General features: G+C 60.8%; 11 protein-coding genes, 2 tRNA genes and 3 rRNA genes. 14 read left to right on the top strand and 2 right to left on the bottom strand.

All coding sequences use genetic code 11. The features are described 5' to 3' along the window. Window positions 1–6: 6 nt before the first annotated feature. Entirely contained in the window at window positions 7–1,689 is a 1,683-nt protein-coding gene (betA, locus tag AC1ZV1_RS29275) for a choline dehydrogenase (RefSeq protein WP_484294803.1), read from the top strand. A gap of 52 nt (window positions 1,690–1,741) precedes the next feature. Here betA and AC1ZV1_RS29270 read toward each other — a convergent pair whose 3' ends face one another. Then, entirely contained in the window at window positions 1,742–2,146 is a 405-nt protein-coding gene (locus tag AC1ZV1_RS29270) for an acyl-CoA thioesterase (protein ID WP_017521585.1), read from the bottom strand. 259 nt (window positions 2,147–2,405) lie between these two features. On the opposite strand from AC1ZV1_RS29270, the gene AC1ZV1_RS29265 reads away from it, so the two are divergent. The 13 genes from AC1ZV1_RS29265 (at window position 2,406) to AC1ZV1_RS29205 (ending at window position 18,714) form a co-directional block, all read left to right on the top strand. Then, window positions 2,406–3,725 carry an MFS transporter gene (locus AC1ZV1_RS29265; protein WP_484294802.1) on the top strand — a complete coding sequence of 440 codons (1,320 nt, stop codon included), beginning with the start codon at window positions 2,406–2,408 and terminating at the stop codon, window positions 3,723–3,725. 564 nt (window positions 3,726–4,289) lie between these two features. Beyond that, window positions 4,290–5,826: ribosomal RNA gene (locus tag AC1ZV1_RS29260) — 16S ribosomal RNA — on the top strand. Between the two features lie 64 nt (window positions 5,827–5,890). Then, window positions 5,891–5,967 (top strand) — tRNA-Ile (locus tag AC1ZV1_RS29255). A 27-nt stretch (window positions 5,968–5,994) separates the two neighbouring features. Beyond that, window positions 5,995–6,070 (top strand) — tRNA-Ala (locus tag AC1ZV1_RS29250). A 229-nt stretch (window positions 6,071–6,299) separates the two neighbouring features. Continuing rightward, window positions 6,300–9,190 (top strand): 23S ribosomal RNA (locus AC1ZV1_RS29245). Window positions 9,191–9,324: 134 nt separating this feature from the next. Next, window positions 9,325–9,440: ribosomal RNA gene (gene rrf, locus AC1ZV1_RS29240) — 5S ribosomal RNA — on the top strand. Together the 16S, 23S and 5S rRNA genes with 2 tRNA genes alongside form the textbook arrangement of a ribosomal RNA operon. Before the next feature lie 405 nt (window positions 9,441–9,845). Continuing rightward, the gene (gene pstS / locus AC1ZV1_RS29235; protein ID WP_296283506.1) at window positions 9,846–10,817 is read left to right on the top strand and encodes a phosphate ABC transporter substrate-binding protein PstS; all 972 of its coding nucleotides are present in this window, start codon (window positions 9,846–9,848) and stop codon (window positions 10,815–10,817) included. A gap of 395 nt (window positions 10,818–11,212) precedes the next feature. Next, on the top strand, window positions 11,213–13,246 hold the full coding sequence (locus tag AC1ZV1_RS29230; protein ID WP_484297669.1) for an ABC transporter permease subunit: 2,034 nt from the start codon (window positions 11,213–11,215) through the stop codon (window positions 13,244–13,246). A gap of 24 nt (window positions 13,247–13,270) precedes the next feature. Beyond that, complete coding sequence (pstA, locus tag AC1ZV1_RS29225) at window positions 13,271–14,947, top strand: phosphate ABC transporter permease PstA (protein WP_484294801.1); 1,677 nt, start codon at window positions 13,271–13,273, stop codon at window positions 14,945–14,947. A gap of 52 nt (window positions 14,948–14,999) precedes the next feature. After that, window positions 15,000–15,836 carry a phosphate ABC transporter ATP-binding protein PstB gene (gene pstB / locus AC1ZV1_RS29220; protein WP_138525912.1) on the top strand — a complete coding sequence of 279 codons (837 nt, stop codon included), beginning with the start codon at window positions 15,000–15,002 and terminating at the stop codon, window positions 15,834–15,836. Between the two features lie 85 nt (window positions 15,837–15,921). After that, the gene (phoU, locus tag AC1ZV1_RS29215; protein ID WP_045217747.1) at window positions 15,922–16,665 is read left to right on the top strand and encodes a phosphate signaling complex protein PhoU; all 744 of its coding nucleotides are present in this window, start codon (window positions 15,922–15,924) and stop codon (window positions 16,663–16,665) included. A gap of 132 nt (window positions 16,666–16,797) precedes the next feature. Next, complete coding sequence (locus AC1ZV1_RS29210; RefSeq protein WP_484294800.1) at window positions 16,798–17,691, top strand: response regulator; 894 nt, start codon at window positions 16,798–16,800, stop codon at window positions 17,689–17,691. Window positions 17,692–17,814: 123 nt separating this feature from the next. Beyond that, window positions 17,815–18,714, top strand: a complete 900-nt coding sequence (locus AC1ZV1_RS29205) for a peptidoglycan DD-metalloendopeptidase family protein (protein WP_484294799.1) — start codon at window positions 17,815–17,817, stop codon at window positions 18,712–18,714. An 81-nt stretch (window positions 18,715–18,795) separates the two neighbouring features. On the opposite strand, the gene AC1ZV1_RS29200 is transcribed toward AC1ZV1_RS29205, so the two are convergent. Further along, a complete protein-coding gene (locus tag AC1ZV1_RS29200) occupies window positions 18,796–20,136 on the bottom strand; it encodes a hemolysin family protein (RefSeq protein WP_484294798.1) in 1,341 nt (446 codons plus the stop codon). Window positions 20,137–20,174 lie beyond the last annotated feature (38 nt).

Here is a 20,174-nt window from a genome sequence, read left to right as displayed (position 1 = left end):
GCCTGCATGTCCCAGGAATACGACTACATCATTATTGGCGCCGGTTCGGCCGGTAACGTACTGGCTACCCGCCTGACCGAGGACGCTGACGTCAGCGTCCTGCTGCTCGAAGCCGGCGGCCCGGACTACCGCGCCGACTTCCGCACGCAGATGCCTGCGGCGCTGGCCTACCCGCTGCAGGGCCGCCGCTACAACTGGGCGTACCTGACCGATCCGGAACCGCACATGAACAACCGTCGCATGGAGTGCGGGCGCGGCAAGGGCCTGGGGGGGTCCTCGCTGATCAACGGCATGTGCTACATCCGCGGCAATGCCATGGACTTCGACGGCTGGGCACAGGAGAAAGGCCTGGAAGACTGGACCTACCTCGACTGCCTACCCTACTTCCGCAAGGCCGAGACCCGCGACATCGGCCCCAACGACTACCACGGCGGAAACGGCCCGGTGAGCGTCACCACGCCGAAGGCCGGCAACAATCCGCTGTTCCACGCCATGGTCGAGGCCGGCGTGCAAGCCGGCTACCCGCGAACCGACGACCTCAACGGCTACCAGCAGGAAGGCTTCGGTCCGATGGACCGTACCGTCACCCCGCAAGGCCGTCGCGCCAGTACTGCCCGCGGCTACCTGGACCAGGCGCGTGAGCGGCCGAACCTGACCATCGTCACCCACGCGCTGACCGACCGCATCCTGTTCAGCGGCAAGCGCGCCATTGGTGCGACCTACCTGCATGGCGATGACAATGCGCTGAAGGAAGTGCGCGCGCGCCGCGAAGTGCTGGTGTGCTCGGGCGCCATCGCTTCGCCGCAACTGCTGCAGCGTTCCGGCGTCGGCCCGGCCGCCCTGCTGCGCGACCTGGGTATCGACGTCGTGCATGACCTGCCCGGCGTTGGCCAGAATCTCCAGGACCACCTGGAGATGTACCTGCAGTACGCCTGCAAGCAGCCAGTGTCGCTGTACCCGGCGCTGCAATGGTGGAACCAGCCGCAGATTGGTGCGGAGTGGATGTTCCTCGGCACTGGCCTGGGTGCGAGCAACCAGTTCGAGGCCGGCGGTTTCATCCGCAGCCGCCCGGAATTCGCGTGGCCGAACATCCAGTACCATTTCCTGCCGGTGGCGATTAACTACAACGGCAGCAACGCGGTGAGCGAGCACGGCTTCCAGGCCCACGTCGGCTCCATGCGCTCTCCCAGCCGCGGACGGATCAACCTGACCTCCCGCGATCCGCGCAAGCACCCGAGCATCCTGTTCAACTACATGTCCTGCGAGCAGGATTGGCAGGAATTCCGCGACGCGATTCGCATCACCCGCGAGATCATGAACCAGCCGGCGCTCGACCCTTACCGTGGCCGCGAAATCAGCCCGGGCCTGGACAAGCAGAGCGACGCCGAGCTCGATGCCTTCGTGCGGGAGCATGCGGAAACGGCTTTCCACCCGTCCTGCTCCTGCAAGATGGGCGAGGATGATATGGCGGTGGTCGATGGCGAAGGCCGCGTGCACGGCATGGAAGGGCTGCGGGTGATCGATGCGTCGATCATGCCGCTGATCATCACTGGCAACCTCAACGCCACCACCATCATGATGGCCGAGAAGCTCGCCGATAAGGTTCGCGGTCGCCCGGCACTGCCGCGCAGCACCGCCGCGTACTACAAGGCAGACGGAGCACCGGTACGCGGAAAGCCGCAGCGCTGATTCGCAAATGCGGAGACGAAAACGCCGGCGAGAGAGCCGGCGTTTTCAGTTTTCAGCCACGACGCGGAGGAACCGGGCGAGTGCGGCCACTGCCGTCGATAGCGACGAAGACAAACACCGCTTCGGTCACCTTGCGCCATTCGCTGGACAGTGGGTCGTCGCTCCACACCTCGACCAGCATGCGGATCGAGCTGCGGCCCACTTCCAGGGTCTGGGTATAGAAGGAGAGCTGCGCGCCGACAGCGACCGGAACCAGGAAGGCCATGCGGTCGATGGCTACCGTGGCCACGCGGCCTCCGGCGATGCGGCTGGACATGGCGGTTCCGGCGAGATCCATCTGCGCCACCAGCCAGCCGCCGAAGATATCGCCAAAGCCGTTGGTCTCGCGCGGCAGGGCGGTGATCTGCAGGGCAAGGTCGCCCTGCGGGATGGGATCTTCTTGTTCGAGCTCGATCATAGGTAAGGGCCTCTTGCCCCCGGCGTACTCATGGTGAGGGTATGGAAAAACTCTCCCAAGACACCTGCCGGCGCAAGGCCTTGGGACAGCTTTTGATCGGCTTGCCCGCATTATATAGAGGGAGCACCGGCGAGACGACCGCAGGATTGGGAGAAATTCCCGCGGGCGCGGCCGCTGTGTCGCCTCCGCGCAATTTGCTATGGTGCGGCACCTGCGGCTGCCGGCCGCAGCCTCCTTGCCTGCAGAGATAACAAGCACCATGCCTTCTGTGAACGCTCCTGCCGCGCCCGCGTCACGTCCGTTGACCCGCAGCGACTACAAGACTCTCTCGCTGTCCGCTTTGGGCGGCGCCCTGGAGTTCTACGACTTCATCATCTTCGTGTTCTTCGCCACCGTGGTCGGCAAGCTGTTCTTCCCGGCCGACATGCCCGACTGGCTGCGCCAGTTGCAGACTTTCGGCCTGTTCGCCGCCGGCTACCTGGCCCGTCCGCTGGGTGGGGTGGTGATGGCGCACTTCGGCGACCTGCTGGGCCGCAAGAAGATGTTCACCCTGAGCATCTTCCTGATGGCTGTTCCCACATTGATCATGGGCCTGCTTCCGACTTATGCGCAGATTGGTATCTGGGCGCCGTTGGCGCTCCTGCTGCTGCGTGTCATCCAGGGCGCGGCTATCGGCGGTGAAGTGCCCGGCGCCTGGGTGTTCGTTGCCGAGCATGTCCCCCATCGTCACATTGGCTATGCCTGTGGCACGCTCACGTCGGGTCTGACCGCGGGCATCCTCATCGGTTCGCTGGTCGCGACGCTGATCAACAGCCTCTACAGCGCCGAAGAAGTGCAGGGCTACGCCTGGCGAATCCCGTTCCTGCTGGGCGGCATCTTCGGCCTGTTCTCCGTCTACCTGCGCCGCTGGCTGCACGAGACGCCGGTGTTCGCCGAGCTGCAGCTGCGCAAGCAACTGGCCGAGGAGGTGCCGCTGGGTGTGGTGGTGCGTGCACATCGTCCGGCCATCGTGCTGTCGATGCTGCTGACCTGGGTGCTGTCCGCCGGCATCGTTGTGGTAATCCTGATGACCCCGTCCGTGCTGCAGACTGTCTATGGCTTCGATGCTGCTACGTCGCTGAAGGCAAACAGTGTGGCGATTGTCTGCCTGAGCGTCGGGTGCATCCTGGCGGGACGTATCGCCGACCGTTTTGGCGCGGGTCGCACCTTTATAGTGGGAAGCATTCTGCTGGGTGTTGTGTCCTGGACCTTCTATACCAGCCTGAAGGTGCATCCCGAGTGGCTGTTCCCGCTGTACGCGATTACCGGCCTGTGCGTCGGCGTCATCGGTGCGGTGCCCTATGTGATGGTCAACGCCTTCCCGGCGGTGGTGCGCTTCACCGGTCTGTCCTTCTCCTACAACCTGGCGTACGCCATCTTCGGCGGCCTGACGCCCATGGTCGTTGCTCTTCTTATGAAGGAGGATCCGCTAGGCCCTGCCTACTACGTAGTGGCGCTGTGCATGGTTGGGCTACTGGTGGGCACCTACCTGCTGCGCCAGGAGCGCCGGCGGGTAGGGCAGGGAATGGCCGTAAACTGATCGGGCGGACAGTTTTTTGCAGAAAGTTTAAATTAGTCGTTGACGGCCGATTTAAACTCCCTATAATGCGCACCACTCCCAGCGACGAAGCGCTGAAAGAGCTTGAAAATCAAGTACTTACAGAGGCCTGAAGTTGAGAGTGGTGGTCAGGCAGGTGATTCACTTGTCACTTTCGTTGGTCGCTTCGGCGGCTCGCTGAAAAGAAGATCGCCGAGGTGCTTGACAGTGAGTTCGATCGCTGTAGAATGCGCCTCCCGCTGATGAGAAGGTTTCCTTCGCTGAGGCACAAGCGATTGAGTAGAAAAGAAATTTTCGAAAAATAAAGCTTGACGGAAAGAGAGGTTAGCGTAGAATGCGCGCCTCGGTTGAGACGAAAGCCTTAACCAACTGCTCTTTAACAAGTTGAATCAAGCAATTCGTGTGGGTGCTTGTGATGTAAGACTGATGATCGACTGATTATCAGCAACGCAAGTAACACTCGTGAATTCGAGAGTTTTAGCTCTTTAAATAGAGCATGCGATTGCTGAGCCAAGTTTAGGGTTTTCTCAAAACCCAAGCAGTATTGAACTGAAGAGTTTGATCATGGCTCAGATTGAACGCTGGCGGCAGGCCTAACACATGCAAGTCGAGCGGATGAGTGGAGCTTGCTCCATGATTCAGCGGCGGACGGGTGAGTAATGCCTAGGAATCTGCCTGGTAGTGGGGGACAACGTTTCGAAAGGAACGCTAATACCGCATACGTCCTACGGGAGAAAGCAGGGGACCTTCGGGCCTTGCGCTATCAGATGAGCCTAGGTCGGATTAGCTAGTTGGTGGGGTAAAGGCCTACCAAGGCGACGATCCGTAACTGGTCTGAGAGGATGATCAGTCACACTGGAACTGAGACACGGTCCAGACTCCTACGGGAGGCAGCAGTGGGGAATATTGGACAATGGGCGAAAGCCTGATCCAGCCATGCCGCGTGTGTGAAGAAGGTCTTCGGATTGTAAAGCACTTTAAGTTGGGAGGAAGGGCAGTAAGTTAATACCTTGCTGTTTTGACGTTACCAACAGAATAAGCACCGGCTAACTTCGTGCCAGCAGCCGCGGTAATACGAAGGGTGCAAGCGTTAATCGGAATTACTGGGCGTAAAGCGCGCGTAGGTGGTTTGGTAAGATGGATGTGAAATCCCCGGGCTCAACCTGGGAACTGCATCCATAACTGCCTGACTAGAGTACGGTAGAGGGTGGTGGAATTTCCTGTGTAGCGGTGAAATGCGTAGATATAGGAAGGAACACCAGTGGCGAAGGCGACCACCTGGACTGATACTGACACTGAGGTGCGAAAGCGTGGGGAGCAAACAGGATTAGATACCCTGGTAGTCCACGCCGTAAACGATGTCGACTAGCCGTTGGGATCCTTGAGATCTTAGTGGCGCAGCTAACGCGATAAGTCGACCGCCTGGGGAGTACGGCCGCAAGGTTAAAACTCAAATGAATTGACGGGGGCCCGCACAAGCGGTGGAGCATGTGGTTTAATTCGAAGCAACGCGAAGAACCTTACCTGGCCTTGACATGTCCGGAATCTTGCAGAGATGCGAGAGTGCCTTCGGGAATCGGAACACAGGTGCTGCATGGCTGTCGTCAGCTCGTGTCGTGAGATGTTGGGTTAAGTCCCGTAACGAGCGCAACCCTTGTCCTTAGTTACCAGCACGTTATGGTGGGCACTCTAAGGAGACTGCCGGTGACAAACCGGAGGAAGGTGGGGATGACGTCAAGTCATCATGGCCCTTACGGCCAGGGCTACACACGTGCTACAATGGTCGGTACAGAGGGTTGCCAAGCCGCGAGGTGGAGCTAATCCCATAAAACCGATCGTAGTCCGGATCGCAGTCTGCAACTCGACTGCGTGAAGTCGGAATCGCTAGTAATCGTGAATCAGAATGTCACGGTGAATACGTTCCCGGGCCTTGTACACACCGCCCGTCACACCATGGGAGTGGGTTGCTCCAGAAGTAGCTAGTCTAACCGCAAGGGGGACGGTTACCACGGAGTGATTCATGACTGGGGTGAAGTCGTAACAAGGTAGCCGTAGGGGAACCTGCGGCTGGATCACCTCCTTAATCGAAGATCTCAGCTTCTTCATAAGCTCCCACACGAATTGCTTGATTCACTGGTTAGACGATTGGGTCTGTAGCTCAGTTGGTTAGAGCGCACCCCTGATAAGGGTGAGGTCGGCAGTTCGAATCTGCCCAGACCCACCAATTGTTGTGGTGTGCTGCTGATCCGATGGGGCCATAGCTCAGCTGGGAGAGCGCCTGCTTTGCACGCAGGAGGTCAGGAGTTCGATCCTCCTTGGCTCCACCATTAATCGTCGAAAGCTCAGACATGAATGTTCAGGTTGAACGAACATTGATGTCTGGTCTTTGTGCCAGAACTGTTCTTTAAAAATTTGGGTATGTGATAGAAGTAGACTGAATAATCTCTTTCACTGGTGATTATTCAAGTCAAGGTAAAATTTGCGAGTTCAAGCGCGAATTTTCGGCGAATGTCGTCTTCACGTTCGAGACAATAACCAGATTGCTTGGGGTTATATGGTCAAGTGAAGAAGCGCATACGGTGGATGCCTTGGCAGTCAGAGGCGATGAAAGACGTGGTAGCCTGCGATAAGCTTCGGGGAGTCGGCAAACAGACTTTGATCCGGAGATCTCTGAATGGGGAAACCCACCCGAGATAACTCGGGTATCTTGCACTGAATACATAGGTGTAAGAGGCGAACCAGGGGAACTGAAACATCTAAGTACCCTGAGGAAAAGAAATCAACCGAGATTCCCTTAGTAGTGGCGAGCGAACGGGGATTAGCCCTTAAGCTTCTTTGAATCTAACAGAACGCTCTGGAAAGTGCGGCCATAGTGGGTGATAGCCCCGTATGTGAAAGGTTCTTTGAAGTGAAATCGAGTAGGACGGAGCACGAGAAACTTTGTCTGAATATGGGGGGACCATCCTCCAAGGCTAAATACTACTGACTGACCGATAGTGAACCAGTACCGTGAGGGAAAGGCGAAAAGAACCCCGGAGAGGGGAGTGAAATAGAACCTGAAACCGTATGCGTACAAGCAGTGGGAGCCTACTTGTTAGGTGACTGCGTACCTTTTGTATAATGGGTCAGCGACTTATATTCAGTGGCGAGCTTAACCGTATAGGGAAGGCGTAGCGAAAGCGAGTCTTAATAGGGCGTTTTAGTCGCTGGGTATAGACCCGAAACCGGGCGATCTATCCATGAGCAGGTTGAAGGTTAGGTAACACTGACTGGAGGACCGAACCCACTCCCGTTGAAAAGGTAGGGGATGACTTGTGGATCGGAGTGAAAGGCTAATCAAGCTCGGAGATAGCTGGTTCTCCTCGAAAGCTATTTAGGTAGCGCCTCACGTATCACTCCAGGGGGTAGAGCACTGTTTCGGCTAGGGGGTCATCCCGACTTACCAAACCGATGCAAACTCCGAATACCTGGAAGTGTCAGCGTGGGAGACACACGGCGGGTGCTAACGTCCGTCGTGAAAAGGGAAACAACCCAGACCGTCAGCTAAGGTCCCAAAGTTATGGTTAAGTGGTAAACGATGTGGGAAGGCTTAGACAGCTAGGAGGTTGGCTTAGAAGCAGCCACCCTTTAAAGAAAGCGTAATAGCTCACTAGTCGAGTCGGCCTGCGCGGAAGATGTAACGGGGCTCAAACCATACACCGAAGCTACGGGTGCATCGCAAGATGTGCGGTAGAGGAGCGTTCTGTAAGCCTGTGAAGGTGAGTTGAGAAGCTTGCTGGAGGTATCAGAAGTGCGAATGCTGACATGAGTAACGACAATGGGAGTGAAAAACTCCCACGCCGAAAGACCAAGGGTTCCTGCGCAACGTTAATCGACGCAGGGTTAGTCGGTCCCTAAGGCGAGGCTGAAGAGCGTAGTCGATGGGAAACAGGTTAATATTCCTGTACTTCTAGTTACTGCGATGGAGGGACGGAGAAGGCTAGGCCAGCTTGGCGTTGGTTGTCCAAGTTTAAGGTGGTAGGCAGAGATCTTAGGTAAATCCGGGATCTTAATGCCGAGAGCTGATGACGAGTCATCTTTTAGATGATGAAGTGGTTGATGCCATGCTTCCAGGAAAAGCTTCTAAGCTTCAGGTAACTAGGAACCGTACCCCAAACCGACACAGGTGGTTGGGTAGAGAATACCAAGGCGCTTGAGAGAACTCGGGTGAAGGAACTAGGCAAAATGGCACCGTAACTTCGGGAGAAGGTGCGCCGGCGAGGGTTAAGGATTTACTCCGTAAGCCCATGCCGGTCGAAGATACCAGGCCGCTGCGACTGTTTATTAAAAACACAGCACTCTGCAAACACGAAAGTGGACGTATAGGGTGTGACGCCTGCCCGGTGCCGGAAGGTTAATTGATGGGGTTAGCGAAAGCGAAGCTCTTGATCGAAGCCCCGGTAAACGGCGGCCGTAACTATAACGGTCCTAAGGTAGCGAAATTCCTTGTCGGGTAAGTTCCGACCTGCACGAATGGCGTAACGATGGCGGCGCTGTCTCCACCCGAGACTCAGTGAAATTGAAATCGCTGTGAAGATGCAGTGTATCCGCGGCTAGACGGAAAGACCCCGTGAACCTTTACTGTAGCTTTGCACTGGACTTTGAGCCTGCTTGTGTAGGATAGGTGGGAGGCTTTGAAGCGTGGACGCCAGTCTGCGTGGAGCCATCCTTGAAATACCACCCTGGCATGCTTGAGGTTCTAACTCTGGTCCGTTATCCGGATCGAGGACAGTGTATGGTGGGCAGTTTGACTGGGGCGGTCTCCTCCTAAAGAGTAACGGAGGAGTACGAAGGTGCGCTCAGACCGGTCGGAAATCGGTCGTAGAGTATAAAGGCAAAAGCGCGCTTGACTGCGAGACAGACACGTCGAGCAGGTACGAAAGTAGGTCTTAGTGATCCGGTGGTTCTGTATGGAAGGGCCATCGCTCAACGGATAAAAGGTACTCCGGGGATAACAGGCTGATACCGCCCAAGAGTTCATATCGACGGCGGTGTTTGGCACCTCGATGTCGGCTCATCACATCCTGGGGCTGAAGCCGGTCCCAAGGGTATGGCTGTTCGCCATTTAAAGTGGTACGCGAGCTGGGTTTAGAACGTCGTGAGACAGTTCGGTCCCTATCTGCCGTGGACGTTTGAGATTTGAGAGGGGCTGCTCCTAGTACGAGAGGACCGGAGTGGACGAACCTCTGGTGTTCCGGTTGTCACGCCAGTGGCATTGCCGGGTAGCTATGTTCGGAATAGATAACCGCTGAAAGCATCTAAGCGGGAAACTAGCCTCAAGATGAGATCTCACTGGGAACTTGATTCCCCTGAAGGGCCGTCGAAGACTACGACGTTGATAGGTCGGGTGTGTAAGCGCTGTGAGGCGTTGAGCTAACCGATACTAATTGCCCGTGAGGCTTGACCATATAACACCCAAACAATTTGCGTGTTGTACGGTGAAGACGTAACGAACCGAAAGTTCGTGTGAACCGCAAATTACCTGTCACATACCTGAATCTGGATGAGCGTGTGCACCTGCAACGAGCATCCGAAAGAATTGCTTGACGACCATAGAGCGTTGGAACCACCTGATCCCATCCCGAACTCAGTAGTGAAACGACGCATCGCCGATGGTAGTGTGGAGTTTCTCCATGTGAGAGTAGGTCATCGTCAAGCTCCTATCCCAAGACCCCTGGTCAGCTTCGCTGGCCGGGGGTTTTGCTTTTGCGCGCCAGAAAGTCGCGCGATTGCTGCGTAGGCAATTCAAGCTGGCTGCCCTTATTAGCCACTCGCAAGGCTTGTTTCTGCAGCAGTGCCCCGGCGTACCTGGTGTGAGTCCGTGCACGTCCTCTGATGGTGCCGTTCGCGCAGCGCTCCCGGGAGCGGATCCAGATGACCCAGGAAGCGCTCTGGAAAGCGCTTTCCCGCCACTTAAGCCCATCTGATTTGCCTTGTTGCAGGCATCGGAAACGGACTGATGGCATTTCATCCAACTGTCACATTCGCGTCATAGAGTCTTCATGCGGCCTGACGATACTGGCCCCCGTTCCATCCAACCCCATTCTCCTTAAGGAGCAAGGCATGAAACTCAAGCGTTTGATGGCGGCCCTGACTTTTGTCGCTGCAGGCGTAGGCACCGCCAGTGCGGTAGCCGCGATCGATCCGGCCCTGCCGGAATACCAGAAAGCCAGCGGTGTGTCGGGCAACCTGTCGAGCGTCGGTTCCGACACTCTGGCCAACCTGATGACCATGTGGGCGGAAGAGTACAAGCGCCTGTACCCGAACGTGAACGTGCAGATCCAGGCCGCCGGTTCCTCCACCGCGCCGCCGGCTCTGACCGAAGGCACCGCCAACCTGGGCCCGATGAGCCGCAAGATGAAGGATGTCGAGCTGCAGGCCTTCGAACAGAAGTACGGCTACAAGCCGACCGCTGTTCCGGTGGCCGTCGACGCCCTGGCGATCTTCGTGCACAAGGACAACCCCATCAAGGGCCTGACCATGCAACAGGTCGACGCCATCTTCTCCTCCACCCGCCTGTGCGGCGGCAAGTCGGAAGTGAAGACCTGGGGCGACCTGGGCCTGACCGGCGACTGGGCCAACAAGCCTGTGCAACTGTTCGGTCGTAACTCCGTATCCGGCACCTACGGCTACTTCAAGGAAGAAGCCCTGTGCAAAGGCGACTACAAGCCGAACGTGAACGAGCAGCCGGGTTCGGCTTCCGTGGTCCAGTCGGTCAGCCAGTCCCTGAACGGCGTCGGCTACTCCGGTATCGGTTACAAGACCGCTAGCGTTAAGACCGTCGCCCTGGCCAAGAAAGAAGGTGGCGAGTTCATTGAAGACAACGAGGCGAATGCCCTGAACGGCACCTACCCGCTGTCGCGCTTCCTCTACGTCTACGTCAACAAGGCGCCGAACAAGCCGCTGAACCCGCTGGAAGCACAGTTCTTGAAAATGGTGCTCTCCAAGACCGGCCAGCAGGTTGTCGTGAAAGACGGCTACATCCCCCTGCCGTCCAAAGTCGCCGAGAAGGCGATCAAGGATCTGGGTCTGTAATCAGCCCTCCAACCGGGCGGAGATCGCCGCCCGGCATGGGCTGACGCTTACTCGACCGAGCCCGCCAGCAAGGCTCTGCTGGTGGGCTTTGTCGCGTCACCTCCATGTCATCTTTCTGTCATACAGAGCCGCTAGGGTGTCACCCCATGAACGACATGGCCAACTCCCCGATGACTTCTTCTCTCCCCGAGCGGATCGATTTCAATACGCCTGCCCTGCAGCGCAAGCGCCGTATCCGGGCGCTCAAGGATCGACTGACCCGTTGGTACGTCCTGGTCGGCGGTCTCGCCGTGCTGGCTGCCATTACCCTGATTTTCTTCTACCTCGCCTACGTCGTGCTGCCGCTGTTCCGCGGCGCCGAACTGGAGACGCGTGACCCTCTGGCTCCGGCCTGGCTGAAGACGGCCCAGGCGCCGCTGCTGCTGAGCATCGAAGAGCAGAACATGGTGGGTATGCGCGTCGCCGCCAATGGCGAAGTGGTGTTCTTCGACGCCAAGAAAGGCGACGAGATGGACCGCGTCGCGCTGAAGCTGCCCGTCGGCACCAGCGTCACCTCCATCGCCGAGGACCAGCCGGGTCACCCGACCGTCGCGCTGGGCCTGTCCAACGGCCAGGTGCTGGTGTTCAAGCACAGTTACAAGGTCACTTATCCGGACAACAAGAAAACCATCGAGCCGCACATCGAGTATCCCTACGGCGAAGCGCCGATGAACCTGGATCCCCAGGGGCGTCCGCTGGAGCACGTGGCAATCGTCTCGGGTGATGACAGCCTGCTGGTGGCTGCGTCCACCGGCAGCGAAATGCTGCTGCTCGGCCTGACCCAGCAGGAAAACATGCTGACCGGCGAGAGCACCTTGCAGGAAGAGCGCATCAACCTGCCGCAGATCGCCGAACCGGTGAAGGCCATCTACATGGATCCGCGCAAGCAGTGGCTCTATGTGCTCAATGGCCGCGCCCAGGCCGACGTATTCGACCTGAACAGCCACCAGCTCAACGGCCGCTACAAACTGCTGGATGACGCCTCCGCCGAGGTGACCGCCAGCAGCCAACTGCTCGGTGGCATCTCGCTGATGGTCGGCGACTCCAAGGGCGGCATCGGCCAGTGGTTCATGGCCCGTGGCGAAGACGGCGAACCGCGCCTGTCCCACGTGCGCGACTTCAAGCTGGGCGACCAGCCGATCGCGAGCATTGCGCCGGAGCAGCGCCGCAAGGGCTTCCTGGCCCTCGACAAGCAAGGCAACCTGGGCATCTTCCACAGCACCGCGCACCGCACGCTCCTAGTGGAGAACGTCGCGCCGTCCGCCGGACCGATGGCCCTGTCGCCGCGTGCCAATCGCCTGATCCTCGAACAGGGCGGCGAGCTGCGTCGCTTCAGCCTGAGTAACCCGCACCCGGAAGTGTCCTTCAGCGCGCTGTGGGGCAAGGTCTGGTATGAGAGCTACGACAAGCCGTCCTACGTCTGGCAGTCCACTGCCGCGACCACCGACTTCGAGCCGAAGCTGAGCCTGTCGCCGCTGACCTTCGGTACCCTGAAGGCGGCCTTCTACGCGATGATCCTCGCCGCGCCGCTGGCCATCGCCGCCGCCGTCTACACCGCCTACTTCATGGCTCCGGGCATGCGCCGCAAGGTGAAGCCGGTGATCGAGCTGATGGAAGCGCTGCCGACCGTGATCCTCGGTTTCTTCGCCGGCCTGTTCCTGGCGCCCTACGTCGAAGGCCACCTGCCGGGCATCTTCAGCCTGCTGCTGCTCACCCCGCTGGGGATTCTGGCTGCCGGCCTGATCTGGAGCCGCCTGCCCGAGCGCATCCGCCTGAGTCTGCCAGCCGGCTGGGAAGCGGCGATCCTGATCCCCGTAGTCCTCGCCACCGGCGCCTTTGCCCTGTGGATGAGCCCGCACCTGGAGACCCTGTTCTTCGGCGGCGACATGCGCCTGTGGATCAGTCATGACCTGGGCATCACCTACGACCAGCGCAACGCCCTGGTCGTGGGCCTGGCCATGGGCTTCGCGGTGATCCCGAACATCTTCTCCATCGCCGAAGACGCCATCTTCAGCGTGCCGCGCAGCCTGACCTACGGCTCCCTGGCCCTGGGCGCCACGCCCTGGCAGACGCTGACCCGCGTGGTGATCCTGACCGCCAGCCCGGGCATCTTCTCCGCGCTGATGATCGGCATGGGTCGCGCCGTGGGCGAGACGATGATCGTGCTGATGGCCACCGGCAACACCCCGGTCATGGACGTGAACATCTTCCAGGGCATGCGCACGCTGGCGGCGAACGTCGCGGTGGAAATGCCCGAGTCGGAGGTGGGCGGGACTCACTACCGCGTGCTGTTCCTCTCGGCACTGGTGCTGCTGACCTTCACCTTCGTGATGAACACCCTGGCAGAGCTGATCCGTCAGCGCCTGCGCAAGAAATACGCGTCGCTCTAAGCGACGCCCGACGAGGCTAGTTCCGTGAAACAGAAACAGGAATCCGTCAAAGCGTGGTTCGCCAGCGGTTCTCCCTGGGTGTGGATGAACGCCGGTGCGGTGTCCATCGCCGTGATCATGACCATCGGCCTGCTCGCCGTGATCGCCGTGCGCGGTCTCGGCCACTTTTGGCCGGCGGACGTGATCGAAGCGACCTACACCGTCCCCGGTGAAGCGCCCAAGACCCTGATCGGCGAAGAAGTGCAGGTCGAGCAGGTGCCGCGCGCACGCCTGCGCGGCGCCGGGCTGCCGGTGCCGGACAACGGCCCGGAGTTCATGACCCGCGAACTGCTCAAGCTGGGCAACCGTGATCTCTACGGCAGCGACTTCTCCTGGGTGATCGGCGAGTGGCTGACCGACCGCCGCCATCCGGCCGAGCTGGTAACCCTGGAGCGCCGGGAGTGGGGCAACTTCTATGGCTATCTGCTGAGCGTGAAGGAAAGCGGCAAGGTCGTCGCCGAAGGTCCGGGCGCCATGGCCGAGCTACAGACCCGCCTCAAGCGCGTCGATGAGCTCTACGCCAAGCTGTACCAGTTGGAGAAGAAGGACATCGGCGGCATCAACCACGGCCTGGAGCGCCTTCGCCTGAAGGAACGTGGCTTGCAGCTGAACAACAAGCTGGATGCCACCGCCGAGGCTGATATCGCCGCCGGCCGCGCCGAGTTGAACGCCCAGTACAAGGTGCTGGAAGAACAACTCAACGGCCTGCACGCGGAGTTCAACCGCGACAGCATTGTCATGCGCGACGCTACCGGCCAGCAGACCGAGATCAGTGTCGGCAAGCTGGTGCACGCCTACCAGCCGAACCAGATGGGCGTCGCCACCAAGCTGAGCTTCTACTTCAAGAAACTGTGGGAATTCCTCAGCGACGACCCGCGCGAAGCCAACACCGAAGGCGGTATCTTCCCGGCCATCTTCGGTACCGTGATGATGACCCTGGTGATGGCCGTGATCGTCACCCCGTTCGGTGTGATTGCCGCGGTCTACCTGCGCGAATACGCTCGCCAGGGCCTGCTGACCCGCATCATCCGCATCGCGGTGAACAACCTCGCGGGCGTGCCGGCGATCGTCTACGGTGTGTTCGGCCTGGGCTTCTTCGTCTACGTGCTGGGCGGTTCACTCGACCGGATGTTCTTCCCCGAAGCCCTGCCGGCGCCGACCTTCGGCACGCCGGGGCTGTTCTGGGCATCGCTGACCCTGGCCATCCTCGCGGTGCCGGTGGTAATCGTGGCCACCGAGGAAGGCCTGGCGCGCATCCCGCGTGCCACCCGCGAAGGCTCCCTGGCCCTGGGCGCTACCAAGGCCGAGACCCTGTGGAAGGTGGTCCTGCCAATGGCCAGCCCGGCGATGATGACCGGCCTTATCCTCGCCGTGGCGCGTGCCGCCGGTGAAGTGGCGCCGCTGATGCTGGTGGGCGTGGTCAAGCTGGCCCCTGCGCTGCCGGTCGACGGCAACTATCCGTACGTGCACCTGGACCAGAAGATCATGCACCTGGGCTTCCACATCTATGACGTCGGCTTCCAGAGCCCGAACGTCGAGGCCGCGCGCCCGCTGGTGTACGCCACCGCGCTGCTGCTGGTGATGGTGATCGCCCTGCTGAACTTCTCGGCCATCGCCATCCGTAACCGCCTGCGCGAAAAGTACAAGGCGCTGGAAAACTGATTCTGCAGGCGGCGGGCCATGCCCGCCGCCAAGCCTCCCAAGGAGACTGAACATGCAACATGAAACCGCATCCCACGGCATCGACATCGGCGCGCTCGGCCGCGGCGACCGCCAGGGCATGAACCTGGAAAGCGAGACCGTCGCCCTCGAAGTGCCCGGCCTGAGTCTGTTCTATGGCGAGAAGCAGGCACTGTTCGACGTCAGCATGAACATTCCCAAGCAGCGCGTGACTGCCTTCATCGGCCCGTCCGGCTGCGGCAAGTCCACCCTGCTGCGTTGCTTCAACCGCATGAACGACCTGGTCGACGGTTGCAACGTGAAGGGCGAAATTCTCCTGGACGGCCACAACATCTTTGCCAAGAACGTCGACGTTGCCGAACTGCGCCGGCGCGTCGGCATGGTATTCCAGAAGCCCAACCCGTTCCCCAAGAGCATCTACGAGAACGTGGTCTATGGCCTTCGCATTCAGGGCATCAACAAGAAGCGCGTGCTCGACGAAGCCGTCGAGTGGGCCCTCAAGGGCGCCGCGCTGTGGGATGAGGTGAAGGACCGCCTGCACGAGTCCGCCCTCGGTCTCTCCGGTGGCCAGCAGCAGCGTCTGGTCATTGCCCGCACCATCGCCGTGGAGCCGGAAGTCCTGCTCCTCGACGAACCGTGCTCGGCACTGGATCCGATCTCCACCTTGAAGATCGAAGAGCTGATCTACGAGCTGAAATCCAAGTTCACCATCGTCATCGTGACCCACAACATGCAGCAGGCCGCGCGGGTTTCCGACTACACCGCGTTCATGTACATGGGCAAGCTGATCGAGTTCGGCGACACCGATACCCTGTTCACCAACCCGGCCAAGAAGCAGACCGAAGACTACATCACCGGTCGCTACGGCTAGTTTCGCGGTATTGCGTGCGCGGTAGAACTTCCCGGAGAACATTACAAGCCAGCGGCCCGGCGCCAGCGGCTTTCGCGGAGCGAACATGATCAACAAAGAAAGCCTCACCCATCACATCTCGCAGCAGTTCAATGCCGAGCTGGAAGATGTGCGCAGCCATCTGCTGGCCATGGGCGGCCTGGTGGAGAAGCAGGTCAACGACGCGGTCAACGCGCTGATCGACGCCGACTCGGGCCTGGCTCAGCAGGTGCGCGAGATCGACGACCAGATCAACCAGATGGAGCGCAACATCGACGAGGAATGCCTGCGCATCCTCGCCCGCCGCCAGCCGGCCGCCTCCGACCTGCGTCTGATCATCAGCATCTCCAAGTCGGTGATCGACCTCGAACGCATCGGCGACGAAGCCTCGAAGATCGCCCGCCGCGCCATCCAGCTGTGCGAGGAAGGCGAATCGCCGCGCGGTTATGTGGAGGTGCGCCACATCGGCAACCAGGTGCGCAAGATGGTGCAGGAGGCGCTGGATGCCTTCGCTCGCTTCGACGCCGATCTCGCCCTGTCGGTCGCGCAGTACGACAAGACCGTCGACCGCGAGTACAAGACTGCCCTGCGCGAGCTGGTCACCTACATGATGGAAGACCCTCGGGCCATCTCCCGGGTGCTCAACGTCATCTGGGCACTGCGTTCGCTGGAGCGTATCGGCGACCACGCGCGCAACATCGCCGAGCTGGTGATCTACCTGGTGCGTGGCACCGATGTCCGCCACATTGGCCTGACCCGCATGAAGGAAGAAGTGCAGGGCACCGCGGGCAAGGCCGACAAGGCCGAATAAGCCACACGCCCGTACCAAAACGAACCCGGCCTTGCGCCGGGTTCGTCATTTTATGGCCGAGCGGTCCTGCACCAATGGCATGTAGCCACCCGGCAAGGCTATCCTTCGCCCTATCGTTTTCGGGAGATGCCGATGGGCAAGGTCAGTGTGCTGGTCGTGGATGATGCTCCGTTCATCCGTGACCTGGTGAAGAAGGGACTGCGGGACCATTTCCCCGGTCTGCAGATCGAAGAGGCGGTGAACGGTCGCAAGGCGCAGCAGTTCCTCGCACGCCAGCCCGTGGACCTGATCCTGTGTGACTGGGAAATGCCCGAGATGTCGGGTATCGAGCTGCTCACCTGGTGCCGCGAGCAGGACAGCCTGAAGACCACACCCTTCATCATGGTCACCAGCCGTGGTGACAAGGACAACGTGGTGCAGGCCATCCAGGCCGGCGTCTCCGACTTCATCGGCAAGCCGTTCTCCAATGACCAGTTGGTGAGCAAGGTGAAGAAGGCGCTGTCGCGTGCCGGCAAGCTGGAAGCGCTGGCGGCCCAGGCGCCGCAGCGCAGCCTGGTCGGCTCGATGCCCAACGATTCGCTGGCGGCCCTTACCGGCGGCAAGGCCGAGGTGGTCCGCCCTGCAGCCGCTCCCGCCGTATCGCGCCCGGCTGCCCCGGCCCCGGCGGCGGCCGCTCCTGCCGCCCGTAGCGGCGCCAAGGGCCAACAGGGTCAACTGCGTCTGCCATCGGCGAGCCTGCCCTGCGTGATCAAGGCGCTCAGCCTCAAGGAAGCGCTGCTGGTGGTGAAGCGCGGCACGCCGCTGCCACAGGTGCTGGAAAGCGCCGTGCTGGACCTGGAGGAGGACAGCGACGTCGCCCGCCTCAACGGCTACCTGCACGCGGTGGCCGCGCTGGAGCCCAAGCCGGACAGCGAGTGGCTGCAGCTGACCTTCCGCTTCGTCGACCGTGACCCGCAGAAGCTCGACTACCTGTCGCGCCTGATCGCCCGCGGCAGCTCACAGAAGCACTACGTGCCCGGCGCCTGATCCGGTTACAAATCCTCCCGCCGGCAAGTGGGACTGTTTCACAGGCCGACCGGCGGCAGGTCGCGACGCGGGCGCGACGCTGCTAGTCTTGCCAGCGTCGCCATACCTATAACCAGAGTCGACATGCTAGGGCGCAGTATCCTCCTGTGCGGTCTCTTGGCCGCCTCCGGGACGGCTTCGGCCGTGACCATCTACAAGTACACCGACGCCAACGGCGTGGTCACCTACACGGACAAGGCCGTGGCGGGTGCGGCTGTGTTCGTTTTCCGCGATCGCATGGTCGAGCACCTGGAAGAGCAGGTGAAGCTGGAGACGAAGAAGCACGCCGGCGGCGAAACGCTGCAGGTCCGCAACGACCTCTATGCGCCGGTGGAAGTCGAGCTGAGCGTGACGGGCGCGCAGAACGCCGTGGGGGTGCCGGAGCGGCCGATCCGCTGGGTGCTGCCGCCGCGCAGCGCGATTCGCCTCGCCACCCTGACGCCGCTCGATCCCGCCAAGCCGCTGCGCTACAAGCCCAAGCTGCGCTATGCGCTGGGCGATCCGCGGCCGACACCGCTGTCGTACCAGTACGCGCTGCCGTGGACCGGCGGACCGTTCCGCCTGACCCAGGGTGCCAACGGCCGCTACAGCCACTTCACGCCCAAGGGCCGCTACGCCATGGACATTGCCATGCCGGTGGGCACGCCGATCATCGCGGCGCGCGGCGGTACGGTGGTGAAGGTCGAGAACGGTCAGGATGGACGGGGCAAGAACCCTTCCGGCAACTTCGTGCGGGTGCTGCATGACGACGGCACCATGGGCGTATACCTGCACCTGATGCGCGGCTCGGTGCTGGTCCACGAAGGCCAGCGTGTCGGCACCGGGACACCGCTGGCACGGTCGGGCAATACCGGCAACAGCAGCGGGCCGCACCTGCACTTCGTGGTGCAGCGCAACGTCGGGCTGGCGCTGGAGTCGATCCCCTACGACTTCTCCCAGCCGGTGGATACGTTGCCGAATTTCGCGGTGGTGAAGGGCAACTGACACTCAAAGCGCCTACAAGTGATCGACGCCCACAAAAAAGGCTGCCCGAGGGCAGCCTTCTTCACTCAGGGGGCGCGCCGCTCAGTCGAGCTTCACGACCTTGGCGAGGACGATCTTCGGGCCTTTCATCTTCTTCACGATGATGCGCAGGCCTTCGGTATCCAGCACTTCCTCTTCTTCCGGCACGCGCTTCAGGGTGTCGTAGACCAGGCCGGCGAGGGTATCTGCCTCGACGTGGTCCAGGTCCAGGCCCAGCAGGCGCTCCAGCTTGAACAGCGGGGTATCGCCGCGCACCAGCAGCTTGCCGGGTTGGTAGGCGACGATGCCGCGCTCGGCCTTGCGGTGTTCATCCTGGATATCGCCGACCAGCACTTCCAGCACGTCTTCCATGGTCAGGTAGCCGACGACCTTGTGGTCGGCTTCCTCGACCAGCGCGAAGTGCGCGCCGCCCTGGCGGAACTGTTCCAGCAGGCGGGCCAGCGGCAGGTGCTTGGTGACCTTCTCCAGCGGGTGGGTCAGCTCGTCGAGGTCGAACGACTCCGGCAGGCTGTCCAGCGTGGCCAGGGCCAGCAGCAGGTCCTTGATGTGCAGCAGGCCGATGAATTCGCCTTTCTCGGTGTCGTACACCGGGTAGCGGCTGTACTTGTGGCGGCGGATGGTGGCGAGGATGTCGTCCAGCGGCGCGTTACGCTCCAGATAGACCAGGTCTTCGCGGGAGTTGGCCCAGTCCACCACTTCCAGTTCGCCCAGTTCCACCGCCGAGGCCAGTACGCGCATGCCCTGGTCGCTGGGGTCGTGGGCACGGCTGGAGTGCAGGATCAGCTTGAGCTCGTCACGGCTGTAGTGATGCTCGTGATGCGGGCCCGGCTCGCCTTGCCCGGCGAACTTGAGGATGGTGTTGGCACTGGCGTTGAGCAGCCAGATGGCCGGGTACATCGCCCAGTAGAACAGGTACAGCGGCACCGCGGTCCACAGCGACAGCAGCTCCGGCTTGCGGATCGCCCAGGACTTGGGCGCCAGCTCGCCGACCACGATGTGCAGGTAGGAGATGATGAAGAATGCGGTGAAGAACGACACGCCGCGGATGACTTCCTCGGAGTGCACGCCGACGGCGGCCAGCAGCGGCTCGAGCAATTCGGCGAAGGCCGGCTCGCCGACCCAGCCCAGCCCCAGGGAGGCGAGGGTGATGCCCAGCTGGCAGGCGGAGAGGTAGGCGTCGAGCTGGTTGTGCACCTTGCGCAGGATGGTGCCACGCCAGCCGTACTGGTTGGCGATGGTCTCCACGCGGGTCGAGCGCAGCTTGACCATGGCGAACTCGGCGGCCACGAAGAAACCGTTGAGCACGACGAGGAACAGGGCGAACAGGATCAGGCCGAAATCGGCGAAATAGGTGAGGAAGTTGCTACTAGGGGAAGGGTCCATGGTTCTGTTGGTTCAAGAATGGACGGACAAGAATGCGG

Source organism: Pseudomonas sp. BB438 (assembly GCF_057180225.1).
Note: the sequence above shows the minus strand (reverse complement) of the source record. Positions and strands in the feature narration are given on the sequence as shown.

Excerpts from the sequence above, each read along its gene's own strand:
- betA (WP_484294803.1), top strand. The coding sequence starts at position 7 with ATGTCCCAGGAATACGACTACATCATTATTGGCGCCGGTTCGGCCGGT.
- AC1ZV1_RS29270 (WP_017521585.1), bottom strand. The coding sequence starts at position 2,146 with ATGATCGAGCTCGAACAAGAAGATCCCATCCCGCAGGGCGACCTTGCC.
- AC1ZV1_RS29265 (WP_484294802.1), top strand. The coding sequence starts at position 2,406 with ATGCCTTCTGTGAACGCTCCTGCCGCGCCCGCGTCACGTCCGTTGACC.
- pstS (WP_296283506.1), top strand. The coding sequence starts at position 9,846 with ATGAAACTCAAGCGTTTGATGGCGGCCCTGACTTTTGTCGCTGCAGGC.
- pstB (WP_138525912.1), top strand. The coding sequence starts at position 15,000 with ATGCAACATGAAACCGCATCCCACGGCATCGACATCGGCGCGCTCGGC.
- phoU (WP_045217747.1), top strand. The coding sequence starts at position 15,922 with ATGATCAACAAAGAAAGCCTCACCCATCACATCTCGCAGCAGTTCAAT.
- AC1ZV1_RS29210 (WP_484294800.1), top strand. The coding sequence starts at position 16,798 with ATGGGCAAGGTCAGTGTGCTGGTCGTGGATGATGCTCCGTTCATCCGT.
- AC1ZV1_RS29205 (WP_484294799.1), top strand. The coding sequence starts at position 17,815 with ATGCTAGGGCGCAGTATCCTCCTGTGCGGTCTCTTGGCCGCCTCCGGG.
- AC1ZV1_RS29200 (WP_484294798.1), bottom strand. The coding sequence starts at position 20,136 with ATGGACCCTTCCCCTAGTAGCAACTTCCTCACCTATTTCGCCGATTTC.